Annotated in this window: 6 protein-coding genes; 4 read left to right on the top strand and 2 right to left on the bottom strand. The window is 63.3% G+C overall.

Going from position 1 to position 6,087, the window contains the following annotated elements; translation table 11 throughout:
• From IRZ31_RS19565 to IRZ31_RS19550, 4 genes are all read left to right on the top strand, one after another.
• The coding region (locus IRZ31_RS19565; RefSeq protein ID WP_297156872.1) for an ADP-ribosylglycohydrolase family protein at nucleotides 1-408 on the top strand (408 nt) is incomplete at its 5' end.
• Nucleotides 405-1,883: a cytosine permease gene (locus tag IRZ31_RS19560; protein WP_297156869.1), complete on the top strand. Its 1,479-nt coding sequence runs from the start codon at nucleotides 405-407 to the stop codon at nucleotides 1,881-1,883. The genes IRZ31_RS19565 and IRZ31_RS19560, both read left to right, overlap by 4 nt.
• Nucleotides 1,880-2,851 carry a PfkB family carbohydrate kinase gene (locus IRZ31_RS19555; RefSeq protein ID WP_297156866.1) on the top strand — a complete coding sequence of 324 codons (972 nt, stop codon included), beginning with the start codon at nucleotides 1,880-1,882 and terminating at the stop codon, nucleotides 2,849-2,851. The genes IRZ31_RS19560 and IRZ31_RS19555 overlap by 4 nt, the downstream gene beginning before the upstream one ends.
• Nucleotides 2,852-3,113: 262 nt before the next feature.
• Nucleotides 3,114-3,587, top strand: a complete 474-nt coding sequence (locus tag IRZ31_RS19550; RefSeq protein ID WP_297156863.1) for an Hsp20/alpha crystallin family protein — start codon at nucleotides 3,114-3,116, stop codon at nucleotides 3,585-3,587.
• Between the two features lie 165 nt (nucleotides 3,588-3,752).
• Here IRZ31_RS19550 and IRZ31_RS19545 read toward each other — a convergent pair whose 3' ends face one another.
• A complete protein-coding gene (locus tag IRZ31_RS19545; RefSeq protein ID WP_297156860.1) occupies nucleotides 3,753-4,340 on the bottom strand; it encodes a hypothetical protein in 588 nt (195 codons plus the stop codon).
• A gap of 107 nt (nucleotides 4,341-4,447) precedes the next feature.
• Complete coding sequence (locus tag IRZ31_RS19540; RefSeq protein WP_297156857.1) at nucleotides 4,448-5,611, bottom strand: tyrosine-type recombinase/integrase; 1,164 nt, start codon at nucleotides 5,609-5,611, stop codon at nucleotides 4,448-4,450.
• Between the last annotated feature and the right edge of the window lie 476 nt (nucleotides 5,612-6,087).

Genomic DNA, 6,087 nt, shown 5'->3' with positions numbered 1-6,087 from the left:
CCCCCCCCCCCGCCGCCCGCGGGGGCGGGGGCTTCAGTAGCGGAGCGGCTCGTCTGGGCGCTGGACCTGGTGAGCCAGCTCGATGAGGAGAGCGCCCAGGATGCGATTGTGGATCTGGTTGGAACGGGAGTAGCGACGCAGGAGGCAGTGCCGGCGGCCTTTGCCATTGCACAGCGCTGGCGAGCTGATCCCTGGCGAGCCTGCCTGATAGCGGCCCGTCTCGGCGGGGACAGCGATACGATTGCGGCTCTGGTGGGCGCTATGCTCGGTGCCTGCTCTGGCCTAGAGGTTTTCCCTGTCGAGGCGCGCACCACGGTGGTGCAGGTCAACGCTTTGGACATCGACGAGTTGGTCAGCGAGCTATTGGCTTTGCGGACCCGCTTGCAACAAGAGGAGGTACGCTTGTGAGCGTGCAACAGCAGCTACAGCCGGAAGCTGATCGTCCCTGGGCTATCGAGCTACATGGCATCGAGCCAATTGGGGATGATGAGCGTCACGGAGCGCCCACTGAACTGTTTTGGGTCTGGTTTGCCGCCAACATTGGGATCTTGGGCATTGTCTACGGCGGTATCCTGACTGCCGCCGGTTTGAATCTCTGGCAGAGCCTCCTGGTCGCTGTGGTTGGCTCAGCCGGATCTTTCGTGCTCGTCGGTGTGCTGAGTGTGGCTGGCAAGTGGGGGGGCGCGCCAATGTTGACGCTATCGCGTGCCCCCTTCGGGACGCGCGGGAATTTGGGTCCGACGCTCATCAGCTGGGTCAGCCTGGTCGGATGGGAGACGATTACGGTGATTACGGCTGCCTATGCCCTGCTCGGATTGCTGGGTTTGCTGGGACTGCCCGCGACCCCTGTCTGGACACTGGCCAGTCTCGTGGTGGTAGCGCTACTGGTGGTGCTTTTTGGCCTGCTCGGCCATGCGACGCTGGTCTGGATTCAGCAGGCGGCGACCTGGATCTTTGGCCTGCTGACGCTGGTGGTGGTGCTGTTCTTGCTGGCAAAAACGGACTGGGCGAAGGTGCTGGCGGCTCCGCCGGGTCCCTGGGATAGCGGCGTGCTGGCAACGTTGAGCATTGTGATTGCGGGGACGGGGATTGGCTGGGCCAATGCCGGCGCTGACTATACTCGCTATTTGCCGCGTGCCAGCAGTGGCTGGGCTATCGTCGGTTGGACGGTACTGGGGGCCGCGCTCCCGCTGGTGGTGCTGATTATGACAGGGGTTTTTCTGTCGAGCCGCTTGCCCAACCTGACGAGCGCGACCAACCCGATTACGGCAATTGGCCAGGAGCTGCCGCCCTGGATGGCGGCCCCTTATCTGCTGACGGCTGTAGGCGGCTTGATTGCCTCTGCCGATCTGTCGATCTATTCCTCGGGGCTGAATCTGCTGGCGCTCGGCGTGAGGCTGGAACGCTACAAGACTGTGCTGATCGATGGAGTGCTGATGGTGGCTGGGGCTGCCTATGTGATGCTGGTGGCACAGGATTTCTTCGGACCGTTTGAGAGCTTCTTGCAGTTGCTCTCAGATGGCCTGACCGCCTGGGCGGCGGTCTTTGTGGTGGATATGCTCCTGCGTCGCGGCTATGACGCGCGCGGTTTGATAGAGACGGGGCCGGGAAGCCGCTATTACTATCGAGCTGGGGTGAACTGGCGGGCGTTCATAGCCTGGCTGCTTGGCATTGTTGTGGGCCTGCTCTTTACGGTCTCGCCCTGGTTCACAGGTCCCCTGGCGCGGGGCATCTTCGCCTCTAGCAGCCTTGGTTATCTGTTGGGGTTCGTGGTGAGCGCGCTCGTGTACTGGCTGCTGATGTTGGCTGGCGGAAGGAGAGAAGTGCTGGAAGCCGCTGGCGGGCTGGTCTCGGAGGCGCCGGGGGGAGAGGGATCGGCATGAGCCAGCTGCGACTGCGTCCCCGGCGTCTGGTGCTGGTGGGGAGTGTGCTGGTGGATCTGCTGCTCTATGTAGAGCGTCTGCCCGAGCGCGGTGGTGATCTCCTGGCAGAGCGTGCGCTGCAGGCGGTGGGGGGAGGCTTTAATGTCCTGATTGGGGCGCTGCGGCTGGGACTGCCAGCGGCCTATGCAGGGCGTATCGGGGATGGGCCGATGGGGTATCGGGTGCGCGCTGAGTTAGCGGCTGCGGGCATTCCGGTGCTGCTGCCGCCGGTCGTAGGGCGGGATACGGGCTTTGATATCGGCCTGGTTGAGCCGGATGGCGAACGGACCTTTGTCACTGCGCCGGGAGTGGAGGCGGAGCTGAGTCTGCCTGAGCTAGAGGGGCTGGCCTTGCAGGAGGGAGATGCGGTCTATGTCTCGGGCTACGATCTCTGTTATCCGCTCTCGGGCGCGGCTCTGGAGGCCTGGCTGCCGGGTTTAGCGCCGGGCTGCCTGCTGGTGCTGGACCCGGGGCCGTTGGTGGCGACTATTCCAAGGCAGCGACTGACGCAGGTCTTGCGCCGCGTGGACGTGTTGAGCTTGAACGCGCGCGAGCTGCAGCTGCTGAGCGGTGAGGAGGAGCCGACCCGCGGGGCAGCGCGCCTGTGCTCGCAACTCGCTCCCCAGGGGGTTGTAGTGGCGAGGATGGGGGCCGAGGGCTGCTGGCTGGTGAGCGCTGAGGGGGCGCCGTTGCAGGTTCCACCCAGGCCGGCGCGAGTGGTGGTAGATACGACAGGAGCTGGTGATGCTCATGTGGCGGCCTTTCTGGCGGCTCTGGCCGCGGGTCGGAGCCTGGAGGAGGCAGCCCACGAGGCCAATGTAGCCGCCTCGCTGGCGGTGGAGCGAGCCGGGCCGGCGACGACACCAACACGAGCCGAGCTGGAGATGGCCCTGGCGGAAGGTAGAAAGAGTGGGGGAGTATGGGAATAAATTCCCCCCTGTGCAGGTTATCACTGGGTGGAAACGGGAGAAAGGCAGCCGGTGGCGGCGCTCCCGTGGGGGAGGAGGCGGTGGAGGCCGTGGGATGTCAACGCCCCCTGGATGAATCCAGGGGTCCCCGGCGGCACCCCTTTATGAAGAAAGCGCGCTGGTACAGGCCGCGCGCTGATGGGAGCGACCTCGCCGGCACGCAGGACAGTTGGTTGCACGTCGTTCGCTCTCTGATCATTTCTGCAGAGGGGGGGTGAGTGCCATGATGGTCATGACTCGCTTCGATCCACTGCGCGAGATGATCAGCCTGCGCGAAGCGATGAACCGGCTGTTTGAGCAGAGCTTTGTCCGCCCGCTGTGGCGCCTGGACGGTGAGCCGCGTCCACAGCTGCCGCTGGATGTCTATGAGCAGGAGCAGGGTTATGTCGTTAGGGCGCTGGTTCCTGGGATCAAGCCCGAGGACATCGGGCTGGAGGTGCAGGACCAGAGCCTGGTGATCCGTGTCCACTATCCGGCAGTGGAGGAGGGCCGACAGGTCAATTGGCTGCTGCATGAGATTGGCAGCGGCGCCTGCGAACGGGTGGTGACCTTCGAGCGTCCGATTGACGCTGAGAAGGTCGAGGCACACTATGAGCACGGTGTGCTGACCATCACGGTGCCCGTGGCCGAGGGAAGCCGGCCCAGGCGGATCAGCATCACCGCTGCCGAGTCTGAGCGGCAGCCGGTGATGGCCTGAGATCGGCCTCCTGCTCCTTCGCCCGGAGGCCCCGGCATGCCGATCGCAGGCCGCTCTCCGATGAGCCGGCTGCGATCTTCCTCGCTGTGCCTCCGGCGGGCACCCTGAAGTGCTCCAGGGTCCTCCACCCTCTTCCTCTCTCTTCTCACGCCCTTGCTTCCTGTGTCACTCCAGGCGCTGCAGCACGAGCGAGAGCAGCCTCGTCGGGTTCCCTTCAAAAAGGACCGGCGAGGCTGTTTTTTTGCGTAATCGGGGGTACCAGGCGGGCAGCTCATCGGCCAGACCGCCGCTGCCGACAAGGACGCCGATGGGTTTGCCTTCGTAAATCAGGTTGGTGAATTCGTTGAGGGTGCCCCAGCCACCGCTGATGATGATACCGGCGTCGCTGTTGACCGTCGAGATGACGTTACGGTATTTCAGGCGAGCACCCCAGTCCTGTTCTGCCGTAGCCGGGGTCAGGCCGAAAAGGTCGTGGTAGCCGGGGGGTACATAGATCAGGCGGCGGTAGATGCCGATGTCGTCCTGGGGGTAGGCACGGCGATGCTCGTCAAGGTTGAGGGCCGGGGTGAAGCCCCAGACCTCGGCTCCATGCTCAAAGGCAGCCCTGGCCACGGCGTAAGGCATACCGCTGCAGGCGCCGGTGATGACGATGCAGCCATGTGCGGCCAGAGCCTGGCCCAGCTCGCGGGCCAGGCTGAGGGCGTGCTCGCTCTCGACGATGTTGGAGCCATAGACGCCAATCTTGAAGGCCATGCTTTTTCTTCTCCTCTGATTAGACTGCGCTACTGACCGAGATAGGTGAGTGCACTACTTTGCCTGGCCATTGCTATTGTAGCCTTCTTGCTCTTGCTCTGGTCAAGTCAAGGAAGAAGGCCCTCGTTGGCAATCTCAGAGGCCACGTAGTAGCGCAGTGCCATTGCTGGCGAATTCCAGCCGCCAGCTTGCTGGAGCTGGGCCAGGTTGCGCTGGCGACTGGCGTGGTAGGTTGCCCAGTAATGGCGGCAGTCGTGGGGGGAGAGGTGATCGATGCCGAGCTGGTCGCCGAGGTCTTTGAGCAGGTACTCGACGAGGCGTGTGCTGATGTGACGGCCTTTGTAGCCCGGGAAGAGGTAGCGCTCGCCGGCGACGTCGGGCAAGTAGGCACGTAGGGCCTGCAGGCAGTCGGCAGACAGGCGATGCGTCTGCTCCCGGTCGACCTTTTCGCGGTAGAAGCGCAGGAGACCGCGATTGAGCTGGACGTCCTTGACCTGGAGAGCAACCAGCTCGCCGACGCGCAGTCCGAGATCGAGCAACAGACAGAGGATGACACGGGCGCGCCGTCCCTGGGGTGTGTTGGGATCATGGCAGTGCTTGAGCCAGGCAACCTGCTCTTCGGTCAGGGGGTTGGGTTCGGCTTTTTTGGCGCCGCGCCGCGTGATGGGTCGCTGGCGGTCAATGTGGCGCCCTTCCTTATGGCGGTAGCCCTGGACACGGCTGATGCGATACAGTTCTTCCTGGGAGAGGACGCCAGCGTCGGCGGCCAGGCGGCAGTAGCGCTTGAGGGTGGAGAGGCGCACGTTCATGGTGTCGATGGCGTAGCCCTGGCGCTCCATCCAGTTGAGAAAGAGCTGGATCAGGCCGGCACTGACAAAGCGCCAGGTGGAGACTTCCAGAAAGAGGGCCTGGGTGAAAGTGGCGACGTCTGTTTGTAGACTGACCCCAGTGGCGCGGGCGCCGGCTTCGAGACAGAAGGTGGCGAAGGCTTTGAGGTCCCAAAGCTGGCGAATGCGCGTGTTATGAGCCTGCCGCCGATGGTAGCGAGCAAAGACCTCGTGCTGAGCGTACAGATCCGCGATGTCCGCGATGCGCCGCAGGAGGTCCAGGTCCTCGCCCACCAGGGCGCCCAGGCCCTCGCTCTCCTCTTCAGGAGCTGAGGGTTCTTCCTCTCGTTCGCGCACGACCTTCGTCAGGACAGGCTGCGCCAGCGGGAGCAGGGCAGCAGTGTTCTGGCCTGAATGGCAGAAGGGCGTTTTCTTTTTGCTCATATTATTCTCTATTCTTGTAAAAATATATCTTTGTCTTCATATGAAGTATAAATATGAAAGAGAAGGTTGTCAAGGGTTGATTCTTGCAGCCCCGCCCGGCGAGCAACGTGGACAGCAGGCTGGCAAAGACCAATCTGCTGTGGGAGCGCTCCAAGACGCTCTTTGTGGTCTGCCGACCCTGTCGCGGGGAGCTGAGCAGCCCTGGTCTTGTGAGGTGGCGGGAGCAAGAGCTGACCCTCTGGCTCCTGGGTGACTGAGGAAGGCGGAGGACACAGATACCCACCGACCAACAACCGACACGTTGAACCTCTCGCTATCTTATAGTCTAGGTTCCTCGCGACTGCTTATCCCTCCTTGCGCAGGTTTCTCCCTCTTCTCCTTTCCTTTGCCAGCATCAGCTGAGCAGAGAGCCGCAGCGGCGCTGGTGGAGGCCATGCTCAGCGCCTGGCCAGATCCAGGGGTGGTGAGCATGGCGA

Origin of the sequence: Thermogemmatispora sp. (assembly GCF_019683635.1) — a bacterium.
Classification (GTDB): domain Bacteria; phylum Chloroflexota; class Ktedonobacteria; order Ktedonobacterales; family Ktedonobacteraceae; genus Thermogemmatispora.
This window is presented reverse-complemented; position numbering and strand designations above follow the sequence as displayed.

Excerpts from the sequence above, each read along its gene's own strand:
- IRZ31_RS19550 (WP_297156863.1), top strand. The coding sequence starts at position 3,114 with ATGATGGTCATGACTCGCTTCGATCCACTGCGCGAGATGATCAGCCTG.
- IRZ31_RS19555 (WP_297156866.1), top strand. The coding sequence starts at position 1,880 with ATGAGCCAGCTGCGACTGCGTCCCCGGCGTCTGGTGCTGGTGGGGAGT.
- IRZ31_RS19540 (WP_297156857.1), bottom strand. The coding sequence starts at position 5,611 with ATGAGCAAAAAGAAAACGCCCTTCTGCCATTCAGGCCAGAACACTGCT.
- IRZ31_RS19545 (WP_297156860.1), bottom strand. The coding sequence starts at position 4,340 with ATGGCCTTCAAGATTGGCGTCTATGGCTCCAACATCGTCGAGAGCGAG.